We start from the raw sequence: 1,906 nt of genomic DNA, 5'->3' as shown, positions 1-1,906 counted from the left end.
CGGTCCTGCGGGTAGGTTGGGTCGAGCGGCACATAAGCGCCGCCGGCCTTGAGGATCGCCAGCAGGCCGACGATCATCTCGATACCCCGCTCCGCGGCCAGGCCCACCAGCACGTCCGGCCCCACGCCGTGAGCGATCAACTGATGCGCACGGCGGTTGGCCTGGGCATTCAGTTCGGCGTAGGTCAGGGTCTGGCCGTTGCAACGCAGGGCCACGGCGTCAGGCCGTTGACGGGCCTGCTCGGCGATCAGTTGATGAGCGCAGGTGTCGCTTGGGAAGCTGCGCGGGCGTGGGTTCCACTGGGCGATGTTGTGCTGTTGCTCGGTCGCGTCCAGCAGCGGCAATTCCCCGATGCGCCGTTGCGGATCGGCGACGATACCTTGCAGCAGGTTCAGCCAGTGAGCGGCCATACGCTGTGCAGTGCTTGCGTCGAACAGGTCGGTGGCGTAAGTGAGGGTTGCACTGAGCTCGCCGTCGGCGTCCAGGGTGTCGAGGGTCAAGTCGAACTGGGCGGTACGGCTTTCCCACTCCTGGGCCTTGATCACCAGCCCCGGCAGTTGCGGGATGGCTTGGCGGCCGGCGCTCTGGTGGTTGTACAACACCTGGAACAACGGGCTATGGCTCAGGTTGCGCTCAGGGCGCAAGGCTTCGACCAATTGCTCGAACGGTAGGTCCTGATGCGCCTCGGCGCCCAGTGCCGCCGTCTTGACCTGTTGCAGCAGTTCGCTGAACCGCTGCTGCGGATCGACTTCAGCCTTGAGCACCTGGGTATTGACGAAGAACCCGATCAGGCCTTCGGTCTCGACCCGGTTGCGGTTGGCAATCGGTACGCCCACGCGGATGTCCGACTGGCCGCTGTAACGGTGCAGCAGGCCCTGGAACGAAGCCAGCAACAGCATGAACAGGCTGCAACCTTCACCCAGCGCCAGTTGCCGCAGCTGTTGGCCCAATGCCTGCGGTAACTGGACGGCCAGACGGGCGCCGGCAAAGCTCTGGCGTGCCGGTCGCGGACGGTCCGCAGGCAGCTCCAGCAATGGCTGTTCAGCGCCGAGGACGTTGGTCCAGTAAGCCAGCTGCCGCTCACGCTCACCGGCGTCCATCCATTGGCGTTGCCACACCGCGTAATCGGCATACTGGATCGGTAACTCCACCGGTTCAACCGATCCACCCTGGCTATAGGCGGCATAACGCTCAATCAGTTCCTGCACCAGCACCTGCATCGACCAGCCATCGGAGACGATGTGATGCTGGGTCAGCACCAGCACCTGTTCATCGGCGGCCACCTGCAGCAGCCCGACCCGCAGCAGCGGACCGTTCTGCAGGTCGAACGGCCGGCTGATCTGATCGCGAACAAACGCCTGGATCTGCTCGGCCTGGTTGGCCGAGGTCAGGTCGAGAAACTGCGGCGTCAGCAGCGGACCGGACTCGGCATGGATAACCTGGAACGCACGCTCGTCCTTCTGGACAAAGGTCGTGCGCAAACTCTCGTGACGCTGCACCAGTGCGCTTAAGCTGCGTTGCAACGCCTTCGAATCCAGGTGGCCATGAATCCGTAGCGCCGCAGGGATGTGGTACGCCGCACTGGAGGGCTCCATTTGCCAAAGGAACCACTGGCGCTGCTGGGCGTAGGACAGGGGCAACGGTTGATCACGCGGCACCCTTGGAATGCGCGCAGGCATCGCCGCCTGGATTGGCTCAAGCGCAGCCACGCAAGCCTTGAGGCTGGCGTTTTCGAACAGCTTGCGCAGTTGCAGGTTCATGCCGAGGTGTTGGCGGATGCGCGACACCATCTGCGTAGCCAGCAATGAATGGCCACCCAGTTCGAAGAAGTTGTCGGTGAGGCCAACCCGTTCCAGTTTCAGCACGTCTTGCCAGACGGTTGCGATTTGCTGTTCCAGCGCGCTTT

Annotated in this window: 1 protein-coding gene; it reads right to left on the bottom strand. The window is 63.6% G+C overall.

The genetic code is table 11. The features are described 5' to 3' along the window. Window positions 1–1,906: condensation domain-containing protein (locus ACIOMR_RS30900; RefSeq protein WP_401198210.1), on the bottom strand; the 1,906-nt coding region annotated here is incomplete at both ends.

Origin of the sequence: Pseudomonas sp. NPDC087814 (assembly GCF_044742865.1) — a bacterium.
Classification (GTDB): domain Bacteria; phylum Pseudomonadota; class Gammaproteobacteria; order Pseudomonadales; family Pseudomonadaceae; genus Aquipseudomonas.
Note: the sequence above shows the minus strand (reverse complement) of the source record. Positions and strands in the feature narration are given on the sequence as shown.